This is a genomic window from Ignatzschineria sp. RMDPL8A (genome assembly GCF_029815055.1).
Taxonomy (GTDB): domain Bacteria; phylum Pseudomonadota; class Gammaproteobacteria; order Cardiobacteriales; family Wohlfahrtiimonadaceae; genus CALZBJ01.
In genome coordinates, this window is sequence record NZ_JAPPWA010000002.1 from 70,453 (window position 1) to 94,418 (window position 23,966).

The window sequence follows — 23,966 nt, forward strand, 5'->3', positions numbered from 1 at the left end:
TTGTTGATTATTCTTCGAACCAGCTCTCTCTGGCTGCCATGATATATCTGCTTGCCTGCTCTTCGTCGATTGCAGCCATTTCACAGAGTTCATCTGTAGAGAGTTCTGCTAAATCGTCAAGAGTGCTGATATCTTTCTTCGCAAGCTGAATCGCGAGAAGCTCATTGCCATCAAGAAGACGAATAAGGTCGTCTGTCGGCGCCTGATCTCCAAGCGCTTTGATCATATCTTCTTGACGCTCAAGGGCTTCACGGGCGGCTTCACGGAGAGCTTCGATGACATCTTCATCAAACTCTTCAATTTCAAGCATCTCATTGACAGGCACATAGGCGACTTCTTCGATCGTAGAGAAGCCTTCGCGGATTAAAATTTCAGCCACTTCTTCATCCACATTGAGCTCTTCAGTAAAGAGATCGGCAATGCGAGTGATTTCTTTGTGCTGTTTACTCTCCGCATCCTCGCTACCCATGACGTTTAACGTCCATCCGGTAAGCTCTGAGGCTAAACGAACGTTCTGTCCACCACGGCCAATGGCTTGAGAAAGTTTATCTTGGCTGACAGCGATATCCATCATGTGTTTGTCTTCATCAACAATCACAGATACCACCTCCGCCGGTGACATTGCATTTATCACATATTGTACAGGGTTTGCATCCCATAAGACAATATCAACCCGCTCGCCAAAGAGCTCGCGCGTAATGTTTTGTACGCGTGAACCGCGCATTCCGACGCAGGCACCAACGGGGTCGATTCGTTTGTCATGAGATTTTACGGCGATTTTTGCACGGCTACCGGGATCACGGCTTGCCGCAACGAGCTCAATGGAGCCTTGATGAATTTCTGGAACTTCCAGTTCAAAAAGGACTTTAATAAGCTCGTTTGCCCGACGTGAGAGAATGATTTGTGGACCGCGTTGCTGGTCATCACGAATCTCCGTTAAGACCGCACGAAGCGTATCGCCGACACGGAACATCTCACGAGGAATGGTATTTTCTTTAGGAAGCAATGCTTCTGAGTTATCGCCAAGGTCAATAAAGAGATTGCCGCGGTCGATGCGTTTTACTGTTCCACGAATCAGCTCGCCAATGCGATCTTCATATTGACGGGCAATATGATGACGCTCAGCCACACGAATTTTCTGTGTGATCACTTGTTTCGCCGATTGGGCATCGGTACGGGCAAAAACGATATTTTCGATCTCTTCTTCAATGATCGCGCCCACCTCAATTTCAGGGTCGTCAATGCGTGCCGCTGAAAGGGTGATTTGGCGGGTAGGGGCTTGCTCTTCTTGCGGAAGATTATCGTCCACCACCGTCCAACGGCGGAAAGTTCTGAAATTTCCAGTCGTTCTGTCGATTTCAATACGGAGATCGACATCGATGGAGAAGGTACGACGTGCAGCCACCGCTAACGCCGATTCTAACGCAGCGAAGATCTCGTCACGTGAAATCCCTTTTTCATTAGATACTGTTTCAGCAACTAATAATATCTCTTTATTATTCATAGTTGAACTCTCTCAAATGGATTAAAATACGACCACAAGGCGTGCTCGATCAATGTTTGAAACCGGAATGGTTAACACCTCATCCGTTGCTTCGTTTTTATCGTCAACAATCGTTACGACGATCTCTTCTTCATTTACTCCCTCAACCACAGCATTAAATTTACGGCGATTGTTAATGACCGATTTCAATTGAAATGCAACAAGGTGATCGGGATAGGCTTTGAACTGTTCTACATCAAAGAAGATGCGGTCAAGCCCGGGAGAAGAAACCTCTAACGTATAGGGCATATTGATGGGATCGTGTACATCTAAGAGCCCGGTAATTTGACGACTTACAAGCTCGCAATCATCGATTGTAATCCCACCTTCTTTATCGATGTAGATGCGCAAAATTGCATTTTTAGTATTTGGATGAAATTCGATTCCCCATAGCTCAAATCCCATGGATTCAATCGAGGGCCTTAGAATTTCAGATAGTCCATAGGGATCTTTCTTCATAGTCGTGTTCTACTGCCAATCTAATATTGTTAAAGAATTAAAAAATTATGCGTAAACAAAAAGCCCGATCTAAACGACGGGCTTCTTATGCTTAATTTGGTTGCGGGGGCCGGATTTGAACCAACGACCTTCGGGTTATGAGCCCGACGAGCTACCAGACTGCTCCACCCCGCGCTAACTAGGTAAACTATTATATCTATTTTTTTGATAATTGCAACTCTTATTTCTAAAGTTTCTTTTTTAACCCGATCAATTCGGTGCAACATCAATGGTTTGGATTTCAATCGATGGGTTGTTCTCAAAGAGCTTATCCATCTCATCCGCCTCAGTCTCGTCTGATCCGTTTTCTGAGGTCGTCTCTAACGACGAGGAATGAGTATATAGAGTATCGCCGTCCGAATCAAGTAAATTTATCGATTGCGGTTCGGTGACGTTGATCTCAATCTGTGGTGAGTCAGCAGAATCTCCTTGATTGTTAGTGAGAATTTCAACGGGGAGCTCGAGTTTTTCCTCCTCAAAATAATCACTTTCGTCGACGTTTGTATCGATGGTTTTTATAATTAAGCTGTTTTCACTGCGCCATTTATTAAAGGCATCGGTTAACAGATCGCCATATTCATAATAGAAATCGGCATTTTCTGGAATCCCGTGAATGAGATTGTCGGGGGTATTAGTGAGATAGGGTTCATCGCGCTCTGTAGCAAGCGTCCAGCCGGATTTAAGCGTTGTGCCCGAGGGCGTTACCCGTGAAAAGCGCAGTTGCTGTTCGGTTTGTGTGGCAAACGAGATAAAGGCGTAGCCTAAATGGGGCGCACTACTTTTCATGGGGATTGCGAGATAATCGAGACGATAGAGCATCTCATTGCGATTAATGCCGATTGAGTCACGCTCTCGCTGACTGCCTGTTAAAAGCGGGCCATCCGGCGCAATCGCCATCACCACTTTCCCATCGCGCAGCCACGCTTGCACCTCGGTAATATGATTCCACCATAAGATATGATCTGTAATCTCACTATATTTATTAAGCGCCCGCTCACGCCCTTTATTGGTGGCAAGAAGCTCATAAACTTTATGTTTTGGTACACCATCGGCAAGGAGCGCGATCTCAAAGAGGTGGCGCGCATCATTCGGGAGCGCACGAAGTCCGGGATATCGCGTGACATTGAAGAAATCTTCCCAATAACTGGGTGCCGTTCCATACAGATGAATGGGTGAGTAGGCAAGCACCGTTCCCGTGACTCGATAGCCAACGCCACATTTTTCCATGGCGGTAGGATTTAACAGATCATGATGCGGAAGCAGATTCCAATCGAGCGGCAGGAGCGATTGATTATCACACCCTTTGCGTAATTGGTCTTTCGTGAGCGTTACCGCATTCCAATGATCGGGAAAGTGTTTAGGGGGGTTACTCGCGCTAATTTGGCTCTCACTGATGGCAATTTTCCCACGCTCCATAAAGGGCGCAAAGAGTGTACTGCGAAACGCGGTCACTTCATGCTCATTAATCGCAATGCTCGCTTGCTCATTGGCAACGGCATGGAAACTTGAGAGAGAAAAGAGGGAAACCAACAGCCAATGTTTCATGTGAAACAATGAGTCGTGCGTTTTTTTCATCATGGTAGACGCGACCTCAGTGAGTCAGAATGGGTTGAGAAGATATTTATACGAATTATCATATTAAATACGCGTGTCGTATATTACAATATCACGAATGAATTAACTAGGATTGCATTATGTCATCACTCTTAATACTTTTAATCGCCATTGCATTTGAGGTGCTCGGCACTGTATGCATGCGACTTTCAGAAGGATTTGAGGTGATGTGGGCAGCGGGATTGATGCTTCTTTTTTACGGGGCATCGTTTGTGTCGTTTGTCTATTGCATACGGCGAATTGAGATCTCAATTGCCTATGCGCTCTGGACGGCGCTCGGAATGTTAGCCATCTCTCTTGTGAGCTTTATCTTTTTTGAAGAGGCGGTAACCTACCCAAAAGTGATTGCGCTCCTCTTCATAACAGCGGGGGTTGTGGGCTTAACGCTTGAGAGTGTCGAGGAGTCTTAGTGGAATTTTTTACAGCGCTCCCATTGAGTGATCACAACGCATGGATTATATTGGTCGCCGCTATTTTTTGCAGCGCCATCGGTACCACCTGTTTAAAGTTTTTAGCAAAAACGGGACAGTACCGCTACTTAATTGGTGTGATTGGCGGTTATGCCTGTTTTCTTATTTCGATTACGCTCGTTTTGAAGTGGATCGATATGGGGGTGGGCTATGCGGTGTGGTCCGGATTATCAACGCTCCTGATGACGCTCTCAGGCGTTTTCTTTTTTAAAGAGAAATTGGGGCTTAGAAAGGTGGGTAGCCTGATCTGTATAATTGTCGGAGTCGTGATTTTAAGCCTTGTAGACTCTTTTTAATATTGTAAAAGAATGTCGATTATTTCCAAAATAAATGGTATAACGTAAGGGTACGATGAGCTTAATAAAATTTGTAAGATTTTGTTTGTTTCAAGGCAAAATCGAGAGATAAAAGGAGTTACTAGGTGCGTAAAAGACTAAAAGTTGCTTGTGGAGATTGCAGTTTGCAGCGTTTATGTCTGCCTGTTGGATTGGATGAAAGCGAGTTTATCAAACTCGAAAAAGTGATTGCGCGGGGGAAGCCCCTGGCCCGAGGTAAACATATTTACTTCCCGGGAGATCCTTTTACCTCACTCTACGCGGTGCGTTCAGGAACGGTCAAAACATATAGCGTTGCCTCAGATGGTACTGAATATGTGACGGGATTTTACCTTCCCGGCGAGATTATCGGTCTTGATGCGCTCTGTACGGGCGTTCATCCTTGCGGTGCGAAAACGCTCGAAACCAGCAGTCTCTGTGAATTACCCTATGATCATCTTGAAGATTTAGCAGAACGCGTTCCCAATATCGCCAAACAACTGCTCCGCATTATGAGCCAAGAGCTCCATTCGGATGAAAAGTTGTTAATGATGGTGGGCTCACAACCGGCGAAATCACGCTTAATTGCGCTGTTTCTAAGCCTTTCAACTCGTCTTTATCGACGGGGTTATTCCGCAACTGAATTTACTTTAAGTATGTCGCGCGCGGATATTGGAAGTTATTTAGGCTTAGCTGTTGAAACCGTGAGTCGCCTGCTTAAAAAGCTGCAAGATCAAAACTTAATTGAGGTGGACCATCGCCAGATTAAACTGCTCGACATTGATCGACTGCGCGAAATGGTTAAACTCGATTTCGAATAATTTTTTGCTCGTCGCCACGATCCTGCTCGATCGAGGCGATGCTTGATAAACGCGTTAATAATGGGAGTTCTCCTGAATTGATTATTAGCGCGTTTTTTTACGCCCGCTCTCTGATTATTAAAAATTCGTACGCAATAAACACAAAATCATTTTAGATATAATATAACTATTGCATGTAATGATTTGTTTGGCGTTTTCTTATGTTTGGCTCGCACAAAACCCCACTATCAAAAAGGTCATAAAAAAGCCGATCACTCAATAGAGGATCGGCTTTTTGCTTTACTTTTAAATCCGGTTCAATCTAACCCGTTACGGTCGGTAACACATCGGTAAAGATCGATAAGAGATAGGCGATCATAATCACTACCGCAAAGAGTGTTGCAATCACAAGTGCAGGGGTTCCGCCGCGAGTTTGCGTTCCTTCTGGGTGGGCGATACGCGCTTTATAGGTAAGAAGTACCGGAAGAATCACCCCGATAAAGGCGAAAATAATGCCCGCAAATGCGAACGCACTTAAGAAGATTTTCGGATAGGTAAATCCAACAATGATCGGCGGTAAGAAGGTGATTAGACCAATGGTGATGCGGTCGTGACGGAGATTGAAATGCATCAATAGGTCTTTGACGGCACTTGATAAGCCAAGAGCAACACCAATATAAGACGTGATGAGCGCTAAGATTGAGAATACGCGAATAATTTCACCTAAATGATTGCTGCCGGTGGTGACTTTAAACGCTTCAATGAGACCGTTTAAGCTCGGATCTTTGTTTAAAATTTCAATTAAGGTTGATTGCTCAAGGACCCCGTGAGTTGCAAATTGCCACACGATATAGATGATGAAAATGCCGGTAGACCCTAAGAAACACGCAAGTTTCACTTTTTTGTTATCGCCCTCGAGATACTCATTGATGGTCGGTGTACAGATGTGGAAACCAAAAGTCATAAAGAAGACCGGCATCGCCGAGAAGAAGAGGAGATTATTCGTTGGTGAGGCTTGAAGATTCGGCAGCGACACTTTATTAAAGAGCAAAAAGAGGATCGCAATAAAGACGAGTACTTTCAGGGAGAACGAGATACGGTTAGTCACATCGGCGACTGAAATCCCGAGCGTGACGATCAGACCAAAGCCAATGGAGAACATCAGTGAGGAGATTTTCCGCGCAAGATCGCCATTTCCCGTCATCGATTCTGGCAGAAGACCAAAGAGAAGGTCGCCACTTCCGGTTACATACGCCGTGAGCACCGCATACATAAAAAAGAGCAGAATGAAATTGACAAAGAGACGCCCATTTTTACCAAAATATTTTTCCGTGAGCGACGCAATTCCCGCATCATTTTTATCATGTTGATGTACTTCCGCATATAAAAGCGCGGTGTAGGTGAGTAAAATCCAGAGTAGAAACAAGAGGACAAATGTTAGTCCAAACCCCATTTGTGCTGACGTTAGTGGCATTGCCAGCATCCCCGCTCCGACGGCGGTACCCGCAATAATCAGGGTACTCCCTAAAACTTTATTTTTCACATTGATATCCTTTTGAAATTTTTCTAATATTTTTATTATTTCTGGGGCAGAAATTAATCTTTAAACCTCAATTATTGATAGTAAATGACTTTTGAAATAAAGTCGAAAAAAAAGAATGAAAAAAGATTTGTAATTTAAAAAAAATCGTGTATGATTATTTACCTCGATTGATTCATCGTTATTGAATCGTATTTGGGCTGCTAGCTCAGGGGTAGAGCAGTTGGCTTTTAACCAATTGGTCGAAGGTTCAAATCCTTCGCAGCCCACCAAATACTTTTTAAGATGGGTGTGATATTCATCTTAAGCGATCAACTTTTATACAGCATTGAGGTTGACGCACCACAAAAAAAGTTTATAATGACTTTCACTGTTTGGGCTGCTAGCTCAGGGGTAGAGCAGTTGGCTTTTAACCAATTGGTCGAAGGTTCAAATCCTTCGCAGCCCACCAAACATTCAAAAGACCTTAAGCGATTGTTTAAGGTCTTTTTTGTTATCTCCCTAAAAATCCTGTACATTCATCTGCATAGTCTCTTTTGCGTGAGTTGTTATGTCGCCTCAAATCCCTTTTTCTCAAAATTCTGCGCTTATCAATCCCTCTGATTGTTCACTTCAAGCGCCTCCAAATGCGCGCCGTTTACAGCTATTAATGGTCGATGAGGATCATCACGATGGCGCGGTCGTTAAGAGTATGATCGAGACGATCTGTCATACGTTACAAGATGACAATGTCGTGGTGCTGAGTGATTTGATATTGAGTGATGAGGTTCTGAGTGAGGAGGCTCAACCGTATCATCCGCTCCGCCATGGAAAAGCGCTCCTTGGGAGTACCATTAATCATCTCATTTTTGATACGCGTGAGGGAGTATCGCTCGATTACCTGCTTTCAAGTCTCTATGCAGTGAAACGCGGCGGATCGGTGTGGCTGATTGTCCCGAAAAACACGCAGTCTGAAATCTATCAACAAGCGAGTACCCGCTTTCATCGTGAAGCGATCGCAACGCCCTATTTTGATCAGTTTTTTTATGATGGATTAAGAGAGTTTGCTACCATGACTTTAACGCCCGATTCATTACCGGAATACCTTGAGGAGTTTGCGCGATGTGACACCGGTGAATCAGACCACTCCGAGCCCTCTTCTGAAAAGCCTTCAGACGCACTCTCATTAAGTCCCGAACAAAAAGCCATCCTCCACGAATTTACAACCATGGAAGAGGGCATTGCGACCCTTTTTGCGCCGCGAGGCGTTGGGAAATCGGTGGTCGGGAATGCACTTATTGAGCAAAAGCCCCATCAATATCTGCTCACCGCACCGAATCAGAGTGCGATCAGTCGTTATCATGATTTTAGAGGCGCACTGAATGCTGGTGAGACGCTCTTTTATGCGCCGGATATGCTCCTCTCTGGAGCGGTTGAGATTGATCCCGCCAAAACGCTGATTATCGATGAAGCGGCAAAGATTCCTTTAGCAAAACTTGAGCGGCTCTGTGCGCTGTGCCATAAAACCTTACTGATCTCTTCGGTGGAAAATTATGAGGGGACAAACCAAGGTCTGCGAGAGAAATTCTATGAGCTCGTGCCGGTGAAAAAGCACTTTACCCTGACCGAGCTCTTCCGTTTTGTAGTAGGTGATGCAGTTTCACAGCTGTGTGATTATCTGCGCTTTGAAGGGGATTTCTATCCAAGTGAGCCACTCAAAAGTGATTCGGTTTACGAGGGCATTACGCTTTTTCTTCCGGATGATTGGCATGCCGATGAGGAAAAGGGGGATAATCAGATTTGTACGATGGCGGATTTTCGGCAAAACCGAGCGCTCTTTGGCGCGGTCTACCATCTTCTCAATGAAACTCATTATCAAACCAATATTCAAGACATTCGCCGTCTTTTTGATGATCCAGAAAGTTTGGTGGTGATTTATGTGGAAAATGGGCGCGTTCAAGGGGCAATTTGGGGGCTTTTAGAGGGTGAGATTGATGAGGCGTTAGCGATTGCGATCTACCGTGGTCTGCGCCGCCCAAAAGGGAATCTCGTCCCGCAAATGCTTGGTACGCACGGCTATGATTGGGAACCGATGTTGATGCGCTCAGTGCGGATTTCGCGGATTTCAGTGGTGGCGGATAAGCGCCGGGAAGGGCTCGCCTCAACGATGATTCGGGCACTTGAAACGCATATGAAACAGATCGATTTTCTGAGCGCAAGTTTTGGGCTCACCGAATCGCTGCTTAAATTTTGGGAAGCAGCCGGATTTACTTGGATTCATCTTGGCACTCATCAAGATAAAACGACCGCGCTCCATGCCGGCGTTGTGATGCGAGCGCTTTCAAAAAGGGGTGAAGATTGGCTTAACAATCGAGTGGAAAAATGGCAGCACGATGCCTATGAATGGCAATATGCACCCTTTATTCGCGATGAGATTAAACCTCTGTTAGCGGCACGTGGACGGCAGGGGAAATGGGATGAGGTAGACTGTGCTGCAATTGATGCGACGACGCAATTTAAGAAGCCAACGCCCGCCCTTTTTGGCGCATTTTCTAGGCAGAAACGGGCGCTTAACAAGGCGGATAAAAATAAGTAGAATAATTTTTGCGCAGCAGTTGACAGGCTCAATTTTGTTGTATAGAATCGTTATCTCAATTGGAGACGAAGCCGGTATAGCTCAGCAGGTAGAGCAACTGACTTGTAATCAGTAGGTCCCGCGTTCGATTCGTGGTGCCGGCACCATTTACTTAGTCTTCCAATCCAGATTTTAAACGCCTTAAGTGATTACGCTTAAGGCGTTTTTTATTGCCCAGAATCTCTCGAAAAGTATCTGTAATGCATTAAAATCTATGAGAAAAACCCACACGAGGTGGGTTTTAAATATCTGTCTTTGTTAATGCTTTCTAGTATTTTTAATGTTTCCTAATGGATATTAATTCTCAAACATTAATCCTCAAGCAGGTGGGGATTCATTTTTAATACCAGCGCTTTAATCGCTTCATTGGGATAGGGCGCTTTATGCATTAAGAGCGCATAGAGTTCAGGGTCTTGCATATCGAGGAGCGAGAGGTAGAGATCTTTCTCCTCATCGGGCGCTTTCTCAAAATAATTTTCAAGATAGTTGTCACACAGCTGATCTAATTCGCGCATCCCTCGGCGTGAGCGCCATTTGATTTTTCGTAAATCGTATTTATCCTGACTCATTCCGCGTATCCTCTTTTGATAGGGTGAACGCCCGATGGCGGGCAGTGGAAAGCTAAAAGAAATAGCATACTAAACTTTTCGTCCCTTTGCATGCGCCGGCGTGATTCCTTCGTCGACAATTGATCTCTGTGGTATCATAACCGGTCGATCAAAGGCGCATTCGCGGAAATTTCTCCCCGATTTTTCCCGGATTATGCGCGTTTTAATTAGCAAAAATTTAGTCAAAATTGATTGATTTTTGTTATGATCTACTTTCAAATTGGATATAAGTTGATCAGTTTTTCCCTTGACTTAACGGATTCATTTCCAAAGAAGTTACGCTATTTCGCTTGACGAGAGGGAGCTAAATTGGCTAATATTCATGCCCTTCGGATTTATTAGTGACATAGGTATGATATGAAAAAATGGTTTGAGCTCACCTTAAAGGCGAGCGGGATGGTAACGCCTGAGGAGCTTGATGAAGCTCTGTTTGAAGCGGGCGCGATCGCAGTCACTATGAAGGATGCCGGTGATGAACCGATCTATGAGCCACTTCCCGGTGAAGTGCCACTCTGGAGCGAAACCTTAGTCACAGGAATGTTTGAATATCCTTGCGATGTTGATGCGATTAAAGAAGCGCTTACTGCCCATCTTAAACAACCATTTTTACCCATTGTTGCCACCAAAGAACTGGAAGATCAGGATTGGGTCGGCGCGTGGAAAGATCATTATAAGCCCATCAAATTTGGTGAAAATTTATGGATCTGCCCAACGCATTTAGATCCCCCTGAGCCAGAAATTGCCACAGTGATGCTCGATCCAGGCCTCGCGTTTGGAACCGGCACTCATCCTACGACTGCTATGTGTCTTGAATGGCTCTCGAATAATATCGAAGTCTTTAAAGGCCAAGCGGTGATCGATTATGGGTGCGGTTCGGGCATCTTAGGAATAGCTGCGAAGTTACTCAATGCCAAAGTGTGCTACAGCACGGATATCGATCCGCAAGCGCTGTTAGCGACGAAACAGAATGCGTTTCGTAATCATGTGGATATTGAGCCAAAACTCCCCGAGGATTTTAATCCGCCGAAGGTGAAAGTGGTGCTGGCCAATATTCTCTCAGGACCTTTAATCGAATTAGCGCCCACCTTAACGAAATACGTTGAGCCGGGAGGGCATTTAGTGCTAGCGGGTCTTTTAGATCACGATGCCGAACGCGTCAAAGCGGCCTATGCCAATGAATTTGATTTTAAAGAGGATAAAACCGTTGAGGAATGGACTCGTCTCCATGGGGTGAGAAAGGCATGAAAATTGGTGAGATTGCGTTAGCGTCTCCATTTTTATTAGCCCCCATGGCCGGTGTGACCGATCGCCCCTTTCGCATCTTATGTCGCGAGATGGGCGCTGGGCTTGCTGTGTCCGAGATGGTCAATGCCAATCCTGATTTAAGAGCGAATGAAGAGACGCTGCTTAAGATGAATTACGAGGGCGAAACCTATCCCATCAGTTCCCAGCTATTAGGCGTGGAACCCGGTGAGATGGCGTCGCTCGCTCAATTAAATGTTGCGCAAGGTGCCGACATTATCGATATCAATATGGGCTGTCCGGCCAAAAAGGTGTGTAAGAAAGCCGCAGGATCGGCATTGATGCAAGATGAAGCGTTGGTGGAAGCGATTTTGACGGCGATTGTGGGCGCGGTGGATGTTCCCGTGACGCTCAAAATTCGCACCGGTTGGGATCGGTCCCATAAAAATGCCGTGACCATTGCACAGATGGCGGAATCCCTCGGGATTCAAGCGCTCACCGTGCATGGCCGTACCCGTGAAGATCGCTTTATGGGTGAGGCGGAATATGAAACGATTCGGCAGGTGAAAGCCGCAGTGTCGATTCCGGTTATTGCTAATGGCGATATCGATTCCATTGAGAAGGCAAACAGGGTGCGTGAATACACGAAAGCCGATGGCGTGATGATTGGACGCGCGGCAATGGGCAACCCATGGATTTTCAGGTCGCTCACAACGGGCACGACTTATATCCCTAATGATGAAGAACGAGTTTCGGTAATCACCAGACATTTGCGCGCGTTGCATGCCTTTTATGGTGAAGCAAAGGCGCTGCGCATCTCGCGTAAGCATCTGCTCTGGTATTTAAAAGATAGAGATATTCCCCCCCGGTGGCGTGCTCAAATGCTCGCAGCAACGAGCGAGTGTGAACAATTGAAATGGATTGAAACAATTGTTTTTCGCTCAAAAGAAGCCGCCTAGTATTGTTTAATTAAGGAGTTTTGTAAGAATGATTTCTCGTGAACGTATCAAAGATCATATGCCGTTGCGTGAAGCGGTTAAAGAGGCTATTGATGAGATTTCAAGCATGTTAGATGGAAAATATCCGCCTAACCTTTATCGCTTAGTGATCAATGAAGTTGAGCGTCCGCTCTTTGAGAAGGTGTTAGATTACACGGATGGTAATCAGTCGAAAGCCTCAGAGATTTTGGGGATTACCCGTTCAACGCTGAAAAAGCGTTTAGATTATTTTGATATCGATCCGCGCGACCATAAAGCGTAAGATCGATTCGTTGCGCATTGTTGCGCGCTAAAGAAAAGAGGTGAACCATGAAAGTAAATGATGTGAGAAAAGGCCAGGTAATTTTGCATAACGGAACGTACTATACGGTGCGTGATGTTGAACGATCCGCGCCCACCGCACGAGGGGGTAATACCACCTATCGCGTGCAGATGTTCTCAATCCCCGATGGTAATAAACTCGATCTTTCATTGCGCCAAGATGATGAGCTCGAAGAGGCGATTTTATCCCGCCGTGAAGCGATGTTCTCCTTTAAAGATGAGGATAATTTCGTCTTTATGGATAACGAAGATTTCACCCAATATTATCTCTCTGAGCGTCAATTAGGTGAAGATGCGGCATTTGTACTTGAGGGCGTTGAAGGCTATTACGTCTCCTTAATTGAGGGCGTACCGGTTGCGCTTCAATTACCCCAACAAGTGATTTTAGAAGTGGTCGATACCGCGCCTGAACTAAAAGGTGCGAGCGCGACCCGCCGGACGAAACCTGCAAAACTCTCCACAGGAATCAGTGTGCAAGTGCCCGAATATATTGAAAATGGCACCCACATTGTGGTCAACACCGAAACCCGTGAATATGTGAGCCGCGCCTAAGCGGATGACGATTCAGCGAAACGCTCTTTAAGCAATTAAAGGGCGTTTTTTATTTTGCCCCATTTAATATTTTTAATAAATTTAATAAACCAACTAATTTCCCATCGATGATTGATTTAACTGCCCCAACTATTTCAACAGATTCAAATGCCTCACCCAATCCCTTTTTTCAAGCCGATTGTCTCTCGCTTGCGCCCTTTTCAAAAGAGGCGATCTTACAATTAATGACGCTTGCTCGCGCGATCAAAGCAGGCTTTAACCCAACGCTTCGCCATAAAAAGATAGCGCTTCTGTTTAATCAAACTTCAACCCGCACCCGCTCCGCTTTTGAAGTGGCGAGCTTTAATTTGGGCGCGATGACCACCTATTACGATATGGGGCGCTCGCAGATGGGCGAAAAAGAGAGCATTGAGGATACGGGCGCGGTGTTAAGTCGCATGTATGATCTGTTAGTGATGCGTACAGATGATCATAAGATGCTTAAAGAGCTTCATCACGGGGCGCGTGTCCCGGTGATTAACGCGATGACCGATTGCAATCACCCCACCCAAATGCTCGCCGATCTGATGACGATGCTCGAAGAGACCGCTACGCCGCTTGAATCAATTCGCCTCGTGTTTACGGGCGATGCGAGTAACAACATCGCTTTTTCCCTTGCGGGACTCGCGCTTAAAATGGGCTTTACCCTCTATTTGGTTTCGCCGTTACAGTATCAGATGAGTGAGGCGCGTTGCCGAGTCTGCGATGAATTGACGCGTGCGCTCATTGAATCTGGCGAGGGGCATGGGCGCGTGGTGGAGGTGGAATCTTTCGGCGAGATTCCAGATCCCGGCAACATCGATTTTATCTATACCGATGTCTGGCTCTCGTACGATTATTCCCTTGAAAATTGGCGTCCGCGGATTGAGGCGCTCTTTCCCTATCAGGTCAATGAGGCGGTGATGGAACGCTTTCCTAAGGCGAAATTGATGCACTGTTTGCCCGCTTTTCACGATGGAAAAACGCGGGTGGCATCGGAATTAATTGAGGCTTTCCCTGCGCTTAAAGAGGGAATGGAGGTGACCGACGCGGTGTTTCGCTCTGATCGCTCAATTGTGATGAATGAAGCGGAAAACCGAATGCACGCCATTGAAGCGCTGCTCTATGCGACGCTCTTTGAGGAAGCATTTTCCTAAACAATCAGGGTATAATGAGCCATCAGATTTATTATTGAGGAAGAACACCATGAGAGTCGGATTTAAAAAGAGTCTTTGCCTGTTAGCGCTTATGGGCTTGAGCCAATTTTCCACCGGTTTTGCCGAGGAAGCGGCCTCACAACCGCAGATCGCTGATGATCGCATTACGATTGAAAAGGTTACTGAAGATGTGCACATTAAGATGATCACCTCAAAAGGGGTAATTATCGCGAAACTCGATTTCCAAAATGCGCCGATCACCGTACAAAACTTTGTGGATTACATCAATGCCGGTTTTTTTGATGGGTTAATTTTCCACCGCGTGATTGACGGCTTTATGATCCAAGGCGGCGGATTTGATGAGACGATGAGTCAGAAAAAAGCGCTCTATCCTGCGATTCAAAATGAAGCAAAAAACGGGGTGAGCAATGCTCGTGGAACGTTTGCTATGGCGCGGACAAACTACCCCCATTCCGCAACGAGCCAGTTTTTCATCAATTTAAAAGATAATGACTTTTTAGATTATTCGCGTAAAAGCGATGGCTATGCGGTTTTTGGGCGAGTGATTTCAGGAATGGATGTGGTTGACGCGATCGCGAAAGTTAAAACTGGAAACTCAAGGGGTCACAGTGATGTTCCACGTGAAACGATCAAAATCAATGAGATCTATCTGATTGAAACCCCGCTTGTGGATTAATGCCATAAAAGGATGCGAAATCGGTCTGACTTTAGCGGGCCGATTGACTATAATTACTCTTAGGTTTGAGGGGCGCGCCTCCTCAAGATCATATTTAAAGGAGATAGAAGGACGTTATGATTAAATTTCATACCTCAATGGGTACATTTACCATTGAATTAGACCACGAAAATGCGCCAAAAACAGCGGCGAATTTCTTAGAGTATTGCCGTTCAGGATACTATGTTGATACCCTTTTCCACCGCATTATTCCGGGCTTTATGGTTCAAGGCGGCGGCTTAGTCGAAGGCATGATCGATAAGCATGAAGGCCAATTAGCGCCGATCGAAAACGAAGCGGACAACGGTCTTAAAAATGATGTGGGCACGCTTGCGATGGCACGCACCATGGAGCCACACTCTGCAACGAGCCAATTTTTCATCAACTTAGTGGATAACGATTTTCTTAACTTCAAATCACCGACCATGCAAGGTTGGGGTTACTGCGTGTTTGGTAAAGTGGTTGACGGAATGGATGTGATCAACAAAATGGCAGCGGTTGAAACCACCTCACGCCGTGGTCACCGCGACGTTCCCGTTGACGATATCGTCATTGATCGCGTTGAGATCATCGAAGAGTAATCGCGAATGATCCTCTTTGTGAGCGATATTCATCTATGTGAAAGCCGCCGAGTCATCTCGTCGGCTTTTTTTGCATTTTTGGACCAAATTAATGCCTCGTATGGGGCTGCTGCTGATTCCGCCTCTATCTCTAAAGAAATCCCGGGGGAATTGGCACAATCGGGAGCAATTGACATCTCCTCTGGAGTAAAAAAACTCTATATCTTGGGCGATCTCTTTAACTTTTGGGCGGGCGATGATATTGAATCTCCCATTGCTGCGGAGTTTAGGGAGCATGCGCGTGCGCTTGCTGATCGTGGCGTTGAGCTCTATTTTCAACCGGGAAATCGCGATTTTGCCATCGGGAAACAATTTGCAAAGTCGTGTCAGATGACGATTATTCCGCCCTTTTACCGGTTATCTGAAGCGCCCGGTCTGATGCTGCTACATGGCGATGAGCTCTGTACTGATGACGTGGAATATCAGCGCTATAAACGCTGGATTCGCAATCCCATCACCCTCTTTATTTTGCGCCGCACGCCGCGTTCGTATCGCTTAAAGTTAGCCAATAAAATTCGGGAGACGAGCAAAAATCGCGCCGATAAAGCGATTATTGATGTCTCACAGGAGACCGTCAACCGCGTCTTTAAACGCTATGGTTTAACCGAGATGATTCATGGGCATACGCACCGGCCAAACACTCACAGAGAAACTTTCGGAACGCGCTATGTGTTGAGTGATTGGGACAAAACTGGCGATTACCTTGTGCGCACGGATACGGGTGAAATTTCCCGAATTGGGGTGCCGATTATCGGCTCTTGATGAAGGGTTGATAGATCGCTGATCATTATCAGGGAAATTGTGGAAAACAATCGTGGGGAAAATATCATTTTCGCGCAAGATAAGGTAGACTTAAGACTTATTATTTAAATTTATGAATAGATCATTTATATGGATTTTTTAACCTTTTTTCAGCAAAACATCTTCTATTTTGGGGCGCTTATTGTCCTTGCCGTTTTAATTGTGGGCAACGAGATCAATATCTCACGCAGCAAACGCTTTTTAATTTCGGTGCTTGATACGCTCAAAGCATCGAACAATGAAGAGGCGATTATTTTTGACCTCCGTGCGAAAAAGCAATTTAGCGAAGGCCACATTCCGACGGCGAAACATCTTGAGATGAAAGATCTTGAGAATAAATTCACCCAACTCGATTCATACCGTGGTAAGAAAGTGATTTTTTATTGTGATTCAGGGGCGCGTTCAAGCCAGGCGTGCATTAACCTGCGTAAATCCCATAAAGAAGATAATCTTTTCTACTCAATCAACGGTGGAATTGATGCGTGGATTGACCAAAAGCTTCCCGTGACGAAACGATAATTTTAGACTAATCCAACAAGGAGAACCCTATGAAAGTTGAAATGTATTACATGGCATCGTGCCCTTACTGCAAACGTGCGCTCGCACTTTTAGAGAAAAAAGGCGTGAATGTAACGCTTCACGATGTAAATTCTGATCCTAAAGTATGGGATGAGAGCAAAAAACGTTCAGGACGTGGTACCGTTCCACAAATCTTCATCGGCGATTTCCATGTCGGCGGTTGCGATGATTTAATGGCGCTTGATCGTAAAGGCGAATTAGACGCACATTTAAAAGGCGAATAATTAATTTTTCAAGCAGTCAAAAGGATTCATCATGAGCAATCAACCGGAACAACGTTTCGATATTCAACGCATCTACACGAAAAATATTTCACTTGAGTCACCAAACTCACCGGATGTGTTTAAAAATATGCAAAACCCCGATATCTCGGTTCAACTGAGCAATGACTCAGAAAACCTTGAAGGGGATATCTTTGAAGTGCGTCTACGCGTGACGTTAACGGCAGAATATGGCGAGAAAAAAACTATGTTCTTAGCGGAAGTGGAACAAGCGGGGATCTTTGAGCTTGGCGGATTTACCGACGAGCAGCTTGAGCACATGAAAGGTGCCTATTGCCCCAATATCTTATTCCCCTATGTGCGCGAAACGCTCGATAATCTCGTCGTTCGTGCGGGCTTCCCGCCTGTAATCTTAGCGCCGATTAACTTTGATGCAATCTTTGCACATCGTCAAGCGCAACTGGCAGAAGAAGCAGCAAATAGCGCGGAAACCGATGCGTAAGTAATGCCTTTAATCGTGCATTAAATCGATACGTACGATATAAAAAGTTATAAAAAAGCGATAAAAAACCCGCAAGTGGAAACGGCACTGCGGGTTTTTTTGTTGCCTCCCGTTTGATGGGAGGCGTTTAAAAGCGTTGTAAAAAACCTATTGCTTGATTACTGTTACTTCTCGATGAGAACCGCTTGCGGTCTTGAGGGCGGATTTTCGCGTTGCGCTTTAATAATATTAAAGGCGATCGATCCACCTACGACAATTAGCCCTGCCACATCAGAATAGGTTTCTGGAACGATAAGCATCAGTGCACCAGCCGCTAAGATGAGGCGTTCGAGAATATTCATGCTTGCTTTAAAGTAGCCTTCCACCGACGCACTGAGCGCGATAATGCCCATGATCGAGGTGATCGTAATCATCACCATTGAGCTAATGGGTGGGAAGGGGAATTCCGTCACGTTCATGCTCGTTAAGCTCGATACATCGATAAAGAGCATCGCTGGATTATAGACAAACATGAAGGGGACGATAAAGCCCGCAAGTGCCAGTTTAAGCGATTGCCAACCGGTCTTCATCGGGTCACCGCCGGCAATGCCTGCACCTGCAAATGAGGCAAGGGCAACGGGCGGGGTGATATTAGCAAATAGCCCGAAATAGAAGACAAAGAGATGGGCGACAATCACCGGAACGCCCAGCGCTGCGATGGCAGGTGCGGCCATGGTTGCGGTAATAATATAGGCCGGAATGGATGGAAGGCCCATGCCTAAAATCATCGACGCGATCATCGTTAATAATAGCGTTAAGAGGAGAGAATCTTTCCCGATGCTGGTGATCATGGAGATCATTACGTTGGCAAATCCGGTGAGACTCACGGTGCCGATAATAATGCCCACCACCGCACAGGCGGCCATCACTGGAAGGGATTGGCGCGCCCCAGAAATGAGCGCATCGACAATATCTTTAAAACTCATGCGCGTTGATTTTCTAAATTGGCTCACAATCACGCTGATCACAATGGTATAGAATGCAGCAAAGCTGATCGGTACCGATTTAGAGAGGAAAAAGACCAGCGCAAATATTGGAATCAGAAGATGACCACGTTCAAGAAGTACCTCTTTTACGCGGGGAAGATCTGCTTTGGGAATTCCTTTAAGATTATCTTTTCCAGCGCGGAAATGGACCTGCGCAATCACGCCAAGATAGTATAAAAGTGCGGGGAAAAAGGCTGCCATCGCGATGGTGCTATATTTAACGCCGGTGGTTTCCGCCATAATAAAGGCACTTGCACCCATGATCGGCGGAAGAATCTGCCCACCAACGGAGGCACTCGCCTCCACCGCGCCCGCAAAGTTCGCGCTATAGCCCACGCGTTTCATCATCGGAATGGTAAATACCCCGGTTCCCACCACGTTTCCAACGGCCGATCCATTAATGCTTCCCATAAAGCCGCTTGAAATCACCGCTACTTTCGCAGGACCGCCCTGTTTATGGCCGGCAAGCGCGAGCGCTAAATCGTTAAATAGCTGTCCCATGCCGGATTTGGCAAGGAAGGCACCAAAGAGGATAAAGAGGAAGATAAAGGAGACTGATGCCCCGATCGCGGTGGAGTAGAGTCCTTCGGTTTTAAGGTACATCTGCCCGAAAATATCGCCTAAATCGTACGGACGGGTTAGGAGACGATTGGGCATAAACTCAAAGTGACTGATGAAGGGATAGAGCAAGAATGTGAGCGCGAGAATGGGTAAAATCCAGCCCATCACCCGGCGCGCCGCATCGACCACAATCGCCACCGTAATGATTCCAAAGACCACATCTAAGGTATTGGGGATCCCACCACGGGTATTCATAATCGCGTCATATTCCATCACCAGATAGCCAAGTGAGGCAAACGCAAGCAGCATTAAAATCCAATCATACCAAGGCACTTTCGCACGGTTTTGAGATTGATAGGTTGGGTAGATAAGAAAGATCAGCGCAAGCCCGACCGAGACGTGTGTCGCACGGTATAAAAGTTGCGGCATGGGATAATAGGTGGTGTAGAGATGAAAAACGGAGTAGAAAAGCGCGAGCGCGGCAATAAAGAGCGCCACGGTTTTGTTCTGCGGTGCACGGGTCACCGATTCACGGTCGAACTTTTCTAAAATCGTTTGCTCATCGGCCACCTTCGGGGTTGAATGTGTCATGACAAGAATCCTTTAATAACAATGTCCATAGCGGAGATTTTTGAACAGAAAACTCCATTTCTGAATAATCATCAAATTGCTCGTAAAGCGTAAAAGGCGCGTTCCCTAGATAAATCGTTGACGCCACATTACGCGAGACAATCCAATGGATCTGAGGGATTTTAAGATCCGTTTCATACTCCACAAATCCCTCATAATTTGAAACGAGCGTGCCACTGCTCGGTGTCCCTGCGCCAAAGGTTTTAAACTTCGAACGCACTAGCCGAAATCCCGCTTTTTCCACACGATAGGACTCAATCCAGCGTTCGCGCTCCACAGAGTGAATCCACGCAAGATCAAAGGTCGAATCGGTAAAATAGCAGCGAAAATCGCCTGAGGTCACCTTGGCAATGGTGACGGGATAATTTGACAAAAAAAGAGGGAACGCTGCGATCAGCGCCCCCTTCAGTAAACGAGTGCGCTTACTATTTGTTTTGCTCATCGTAGTATTTTTTCGCGCCCGGGTGGATCGGTGCAACCATCCCGTTTTGAGCCGCTTCGAGTGAGATATCTTTCACCGCTTGGTGAGAGTTTCTCAGCTGGCCTAAGCTATCGAAAAAGGTTTTTGTGAGTTTATACACATCGTCTTCACTTAAATCGGCGCGTACCGCTAAGGCGTTCATGATCGCAGCCGTTGCAATGGGTTCGGCGTTACCATAGGTGTTCGCAGGAATCTCCATCGCGGTGAAATAGGGTTTATCTTGGGCAATCTTTTCCACCATTTCAGGACGAATGGTCACAAGTTTTAGGTCAAATCCTTGTTCAAGCTCCATGAGCGACGCATTTGGTAATCCGCTGGTTAAGAACGCCGCATCAATTCGGCCCGCTTTAAGCGCATCCGCCGCTTCTGCATAACCTAGATAATCGACGCGAAGATCGTTATAGGTGATGCCGTGCCCGTTTAAAAGGGTGCGAGCATTCACTTCAACGCCGGAGTTTTGGTCACCAACGGCGACGCGTTTGCCTTTAAGATCATCGAGGGTTTCGATGCCAGAGCGTTTTGAGGTGACGACCTGCACAAAGTTCGGATAGAGCACTGCCATCTGATTGACGTTCTCAATTTTATTGGGGAAAGGGCCTTCGCCGTTTACCGCTTGGCTTAATACGTCGCTCATTAAGAATGCCATCTCCGCTTTTCCTTGGTGGATCAAGTTGATGTTCTCAACTGATGCGCCAGTGGTTTGCGTTTTAGAGTTGGTTTTATGTTTATCGGCGTAAATTTCGCTCAGCGTGGTGGCGATAATGTTATACGGCCCTGATGCACCGCCCGTTGCGATGGTGACAAAGCGTGAGTTGACTTTGCTTGCGTCCGCGTCAGCACTTGGCGCCGCGTCATCGTTTGAACAAGCTGCTAAAAGCGCTACTGCACTCACCATTAATATACTTTTCTTAACAAAGTTAAAAGCCATTGTTTCCCCCCTGAATTGGTTTATTAATTTTTTTGAAGCGTATCTCTCTTATATAACGGATTAATTGCGAAAGATCAAAAATAAAAATATTTAATATGGAAAATCAACTGGTTACCCCTATTTTGTGTGAGTTTTTGTAAAAAAAGAAAATTAAAAACATTTTAAATCAACATATTAATGGGGTTATTGAAAATAATTCCTAAGTTGCATTGACATTTGAATAAGAATGATAATAATTATCAATACGATTTAAGATTAAATGCTATGTATCACTTACATTGTTTATAGAACGATTGGGGTATCGAGGCGATAGGCCATAAACAGTGGGTGAGCTTAGCATTAAGTAAATTTATATATAAGCATTAAAAATTTCACGTTAAATGTATTGATAAATGGATAAGGACTTAGCATGAGTAACGCAGCGACACCGATGAAACGCACCCTTTTGAGCATGATGGTGCTCGGGGCTCTTTTAACAGGCGCCGCCCAGGCCGATGAGCCAATTGATGAGCAGCTTGATGATCAGATTGAAGAGAAAAGCACACAAAGCAACAGCGTCAGCACACCGAAAGCGGATATTGATCTATCGCGCGTGGTGGTGACTGCGGGCGGATTTGCCCAAGAGGTGAAAGAGGCACCGGCATCGATTTCGCTTGTGTCCAATAAAGAGCTTGAGACAAAACCGTTTCGCGATGTGACCGATGCGTTAAAAGATATTCCCGGCGTTAGCGTGACCGGCGGTGGCGGAAGTACGGATATCAGCATTCGTGGGATGGCGCCGCAATATACCTTAATGCTGATTGATGGTCGCCGAATGAGTTCTCGTGCCACTCGCCCTAACAGTGATGGCAGTGGGATTGAGCAGGGCTGGATTCCCCCGCTTGCGGCGATTGAGCGCATTGAAGTGGTACGTGGACCGATGTCATCGCGCTATGGTTCCGATGCGATGGGTGGGGTGATTAACGTGATCACGAAAAAAGTCGCCGATGAGTGGGGCGGCAGCCTTCGCTTGGAATCGACGCTTCAAGAAGATTCCGATGCGGGCAATATGAATACGGTGGATTTTTATCTCAATGGTCCGATCATGAAGGAGCGTTTGGGGCTTCAGCTCTATGGTAAATATTCTGATCGTTCAGAAGATAAGTATATGACGGGCTTCCCCGAACAGCGCATTGAAAATTTAAACGGGAAACTCACCTTTGTTCCGGTCGATGGGCATACCCTTGAATTGACGGCGGGCGTTGGGCTTCAAAAACGCTTTGCTACTAAAAACCAAACCAGTGCGCGCGGCAGTGAGCATAAATCAAAACGTACCCATGGATCGCTTCGTTATTTAGGTGAGTGGGACAATGGCGTGACCAGTGATATCGCGTTCAGCCACGAAAAAACCGATAACTATGTGCGCAAAATGATTGTGGATAACTACGTTGTCGATGGTAATGTGATCATTCCACTTGGTAGCCACACGGTGACCGTTGGCGGGCAATACCGTAAAGAGAAATTGGAAGATCAGGGCAATCAATTTAATCCCGATCTTGTGAAGATTGATCGCTATAGCTATGCCGGATTTATTGAAGATGAGTGGTGGATTACTGATTCCTTCTCATTAACGGCGGGACTTCGCTACGATAAAGATGAAAACTACGGTGGTAACTTAAATCCGCGAATCTACGGGGTGTGGAATATTAATGATGAGTTCACCATGAAAGGGGGAATCTCAACCGGATTTACCGCACCTGGCCTTCGTCAAGTGGTAGCCGATTGGGGACAAGTCACCGGTGGCGGAACTCGCGATGGTATGATCTTAGGGAACCCCGATCTTCAGCCAGAAAAGAGCACCAACTATGAGTTAAGCCTTAACTACTCAAATGATTATGGCGTAAACGCAAGTGTAACGGGCTTTTACACCAATTTTAAAGATAAAATCCAGCTGATGACGCTCTGCGATGATGAAAGTAATCAAGGGCAGTGTGTTGCGCCAAATGGTGAAGGATTTGATCTCATTCAAAAACGTTTTAATATCGATAAGGCTGAGTTAAAAGGGCTTGAATTAGCACTCTCCATGCCGATCAATGAGTTTGTCAGCGTGAATGGTAGCTACACCTACACCAAAACCAAGCAAAAAACCGGTGAGCATAAAGGTGATCCATTAACGGGCGTGCCTGAGCATCAATTTAACCTTGGTGTGGATTGGGACATTAACGAAAAAACCCAAGTCTGGGCGAAAGCGCGTTACAACGGTAAAGAGTATCAAATGAAAAAAGGCGTGGCCGGTAAACGCAATGACAGTTTCACTACGTTTGATCTTGGCGCGTCCTATAAATTTAGCGACGATGCGACGCTTTATGCGGGTATCTATAATGTCGGTAACAAGAAAATTCGTGAGATCGATCATGGTTATACGCAAGATGGCCGCCGTTATTGGGTGGGTGTGAATGTGGATTTCTAAGCGTGCATTGGCACTACGATGAAATTTTGTTGGCATCAATCGGTGACAAAATGATATTAAACGATATTTTTTAAATCGGTTTACGCTACAATGTGAAGCGGGTACAGAGAGTATCCGCTTTTTCGTTAAGTTTCATCGATGTTT

The 23,966-nt window shown here is 45.8% G+C and carries 24 protein-coding genes and 4 tRNA genes; 19 read left to right on the forward strand and 9 right to left on the reverse strand.

All coding sequences use genetic code 11. From position 1 onward, the window contains the following. Positions 1 to 7: 7 nt before the first annotated feature. The 4 genes from nusA to OXI21_RS01780 form a co-directional block, all read right to left on the reverse strand. Positions 8 to 1,504 carry a transcription termination factor NusA gene (gene nusA, locus OXI21_RS01765; RefSeq protein WP_279617835.1) on the reverse strand — a complete coding sequence of 499 codons (1,497 nt, stop codon included), beginning with the start codon at positions 1,502 to 1,504 and terminating at the stop codon, positions 8 to 10. Positions 1,505 to 1,525: 21 nt separating this feature from the next. After that, the gene (gene rimP / locus OXI21_RS01770) at positions 1,526 to 2,002 is read right to left on the reverse strand and encodes a ribosome maturation factor RimP (protein ID WP_279617836.1); all 477 of its coding nucleotides are present in this window, start codon (positions 2,000 to 2,002) and stop codon (positions 1,526 to 1,528) included. Positions 2,003 to 2,099: 97 nt separating this feature from the next. Beyond that, a tRNA-Met gene (locus OXI21_RS01775) sits at positions 2,100 to 2,176 on the reverse strand. Positions 2,177 to 2,251: 75 nt separating this feature from the next. After that, positions 2,252 to 3,619 carry an extracellular solute-binding protein gene (locus OXI21_RS01780; protein ID WP_279617837.1) on the reverse strand — a complete coding sequence of 456 codons (1,368 nt, stop codon included), beginning with the start codon at positions 3,617 to 3,619 and terminating at the stop codon, positions 2,252 to 2,254. A gap of 116 nt (positions 3,620 to 3,735) precedes the next feature. On the opposite strand from OXI21_RS01780, the gene OXI21_RS01785 reads away from it, so the two are divergent. The 3 genes from OXI21_RS01785 (at position 3,736) to fnr (ending at position 5,260) form a co-directional block, all read left to right on the forward strand. Beyond that, positions 3,736 to 4,065 (forward strand): multidrug efflux SMR transporter, encoded by a 330-nt coding sequence (locus OXI21_RS01785; protein WP_279617838.1) that lies wholly within the window; start codon positions 3,736 to 3,738, stop codon positions 4,063 to 4,065. Beyond that, the gene (locus OXI21_RS01790; protein WP_279617839.1) at positions 4,065 to 4,421 is read left to right on the forward strand and encodes an SMR family transporter; all 357 of its coding nucleotides are present in this window, start codon (positions 4,065 to 4,067) and stop codon (positions 4,419 to 4,421) included. The genes OXI21_RS01785 and OXI21_RS01790 overlap by 1 nt, the downstream gene beginning before the upstream one ends. 125 nt (positions 4,422 to 4,546) lie before the next feature. After that, positions 4,547 to 5,260 carry a fumarate/nitrate reduction transcriptional regulator Fnr gene (gene fnr, locus OXI21_RS01795; protein ID WP_279617840.1) on the forward strand — a complete coding sequence of 238 codons (714 nt, stop codon included), beginning with the start codon at positions 4,547 to 4,549 and terminating at the stop codon, positions 5,258 to 5,260. A gap of 301 nt (positions 5,261 to 5,561) precedes the next feature. Here the strand turns inward: fnr and OXI21_RS01800 are convergent, their stop codons facing one another. After that, the gene (locus OXI21_RS01800; protein ID WP_279617841.1) at positions 5,562 to 6,782 is read right to left on the reverse strand and encodes an aromatic amino acid transport family protein; all 1,221 of its coding nucleotides are present in this window, start codon (positions 6,780 to 6,782) and stop codon (positions 5,562 to 5,564) included. Between the two features lie 194 nt (positions 6,783 to 6,976). Here OXI21_RS01800 and OXI21_RS01805 point away from each other — a divergent pair. From OXI21_RS01805 to OXI21_RS01820, 4 genes are all read left to right on the forward strand, one after another. Continuing rightward, positions 6,977 to 7,051: transfer RNA gene (locus OXI21_RS01805), tRNA-Lys, on the forward strand. 104 nt (positions 7,052 to 7,155) lie between these two features. After that, a tRNA-Lys gene (locus OXI21_RS01810) sits at positions 7,156 to 7,230 on the forward strand. Between the two features lie 99 nt (positions 7,231 to 7,329). Then, the gene (locus OXI21_RS01815) at positions 7,330 to 9,354 is read left to right on the forward strand and encodes a GNAT family N-acetyltransferase (protein WP_279617842.1); all 2,025 of its coding nucleotides are present in this window, start codon (positions 7,330 to 7,332) and stop codon (positions 9,352 to 9,354) included. 70 nt (positions 9,355 to 9,424) lie between these two features. After that, a tRNA-Thr gene (locus tag OXI21_RS01820) sits at positions 9,425 to 9,500 on the forward strand. A gap of 204 nt (positions 9,501 to 9,704) precedes the next feature. On the opposite strand, the gene OXI21_RS01825 is transcribed toward OXI21_RS01820, so the two are convergent. Beyond that, positions 9,705 to 9,962: a succinate dehydrogenase assembly factor 2 gene (locus OXI21_RS01825; protein WP_279617843.1), complete on the reverse strand. Its 258-nt coding sequence runs from the start codon at positions 9,960 to 9,962 to the stop codon at positions 9,705 to 9,707. Between the two features lie 396 nt (positions 9,963 to 10,358). Here OXI21_RS01825 and prmA point away from each other — a divergent pair, with 396 nt between their 5' ends. From prmA to secB, 11 genes are all read left to right on the forward strand, one after another. Then, positions 10,359 to 11,246 (forward strand): 50S ribosomal protein L11 methyltransferase, encoded by an 888-nt coding sequence (prmA, locus tag OXI21_RS01830; RefSeq protein ID WP_279617844.1) that lies wholly within the window; start codon positions 10,359 to 10,361, stop codon positions 11,244 to 11,246. Beyond that, positions 11,243 to 12,202, forward strand: a complete 960-nt coding sequence (dusB, locus tag OXI21_RS01835; RefSeq protein ID WP_347815499.1) for a tRNA dihydrouridine synthase DusB — start codon at positions 11,243 to 11,245, stop codon at positions 12,200 to 12,202. Before prmA ends, dusB begins: the two co-directional genes overlap by 4 nt. Before the next feature lie 28 nt (positions 12,203 to 12,230). Next, positions 12,231 to 12,503, forward strand: coding sequence for a helix-turn-helix domain-containing protein (locus tag OXI21_RS01840; RefSeq protein ID WP_279617846.1), 273 nt, complete (start codon positions 12,231 to 12,233; stop codon positions 12,501 to 12,503). Positions 12,504 to 12,550: 47 nt separating this feature from the next. After that, the gene (gene yeiP / locus OXI21_RS01845; protein WP_279617847.1) at positions 12,551 to 13,114 is read left to right on the forward strand and encodes an elongation factor P-like protein YeiP; all 564 of its coding nucleotides are present in this window, start codon (positions 12,551 to 12,553) and stop codon (positions 13,112 to 13,114) included. A gap of 107 nt (positions 13,115 to 13,221) precedes the next feature. Beyond that, positions 13,222 to 14,289, forward strand: coding sequence for an ornithine carbamoyltransferase subunit F (locus OXI21_RS01850; RefSeq protein ID WP_279617848.1), 1,068 nt, complete (start codon positions 13,222 to 13,224; stop codon positions 14,287 to 14,289). 49 nt (positions 14,290 to 14,338) lie between these two features. Beyond that, entirely contained in the window at positions 14,339 to 14,986 is a 648-nt protein-coding gene (locus OXI21_RS01855) for a peptidylprolyl isomerase (RefSeq protein WP_347815480.1), read from the forward strand. Positions 14,987 to 15,102: 116 nt separating this feature from the next. Then, positions 15,103 to 15,606, forward strand: coding sequence for a peptidylprolyl isomerase (locus OXI21_RS01860; protein ID WP_279617849.1), 504 nt, complete (start codon positions 15,103 to 15,105; stop codon positions 15,604 to 15,606). A gap of 6 nt (positions 15,607 to 15,612) precedes the next feature. After that, on the forward strand, positions 15,613 to 16,407 hold the full coding sequence (locus OXI21_RS01865) for a UDP-2,3-diacylglucosamine diphosphatase (protein WP_279617850.1): 795 nt from the start codon (positions 15,613 to 15,615) through the stop codon (positions 16,405 to 16,407). 129 nt (positions 16,408 to 16,536) lie between these two features. Then, positions 16,537 to 16,965: a rhodanese-like domain-containing protein gene (locus tag OXI21_RS01870; protein WP_279617851.1), complete on the forward strand. Its 429-nt coding sequence runs from the start codon at positions 16,537 to 16,539 to the stop codon at positions 16,963 to 16,965. A 29-nt stretch (positions 16,966 to 16,994) separates the two neighbouring features. Beyond that, positions 16,995 to 17,249: a glutaredoxin 3 gene (gene grxC, locus OXI21_RS01875; RefSeq protein ID WP_279617852.1), complete on the forward strand. Its 255-nt coding sequence runs from the start codon at positions 16,995 to 16,997 to the stop codon at positions 17,247 to 17,249. A gap of 31 nt (positions 17,250 to 17,280) precedes the next feature. Then, positions 17,281 to 17,748, forward strand: coding sequence for a protein-export chaperone SecB (gene secB, locus OXI21_RS01880; RefSeq protein ID WP_279617853.1), 468 nt, complete (start codon positions 17,281 to 17,283; stop codon positions 17,746 to 17,748). A 164-nt stretch (positions 17,749 to 17,912) separates the two neighbouring features. On the opposite strand, the gene OXI21_RS01885 is transcribed toward secB, so the two are convergent. Genes OXI21_RS01885 through OXI21_RS01895 form a run of 3 tightly spaced genes read right to left on the reverse strand, consistent with a single transcriptional unit; the run spans position 17,913 to position 21,340 of the window. Beyond that, positions 17,913 to 19,925 carry a TRAP transporter permease gene (locus OXI21_RS01885; RefSeq protein WP_279617854.1) on the reverse strand — a complete coding sequence of 671 codons (2,013 nt, stop codon included), beginning with the start codon at positions 19,923 to 19,925 and terminating at the stop codon, positions 17,913 to 17,915. Then, positions 19,894 to 20,406, reverse strand: a complete 513-nt coding sequence (locus tag OXI21_RS01890) for a DUF1850 domain-containing protein (protein ID WP_279617855.1) — start codon at positions 20,404 to 20,406, stop codon at positions 19,894 to 19,896. The genes OXI21_RS01885 and OXI21_RS01890 overlap by 32 nt, the downstream gene beginning before the upstream one ends. Then, complete coding sequence (locus OXI21_RS01895; RefSeq protein ID WP_279617856.1) at positions 20,390 to 21,340, reverse strand: TAXI family TRAP transporter solute-binding subunit; 951 nt, start codon at positions 21,338 to 21,340, stop codon at positions 20,390 to 20,392. Before OXI21_RS01895 ends, OXI21_RS01890 begins: the two co-directional genes overlap by 17 nt. Positions 21,341 to 21,782: 442 nt before the next feature. Between OXI21_RS01895 and OXI21_RS01900 the strand changes: the two genes are divergently transcribed. Next, on the forward strand, positions 21,783 to 23,822 hold the full coding sequence (locus OXI21_RS01900; protein ID WP_279617857.1) for a TonB-dependent receptor: 2,040 nt from the start codon (positions 21,783 to 21,785) through the stop codon (positions 23,820 to 23,822). Positions 23,823 to 23,966 lie beyond the last annotated feature (144 nt).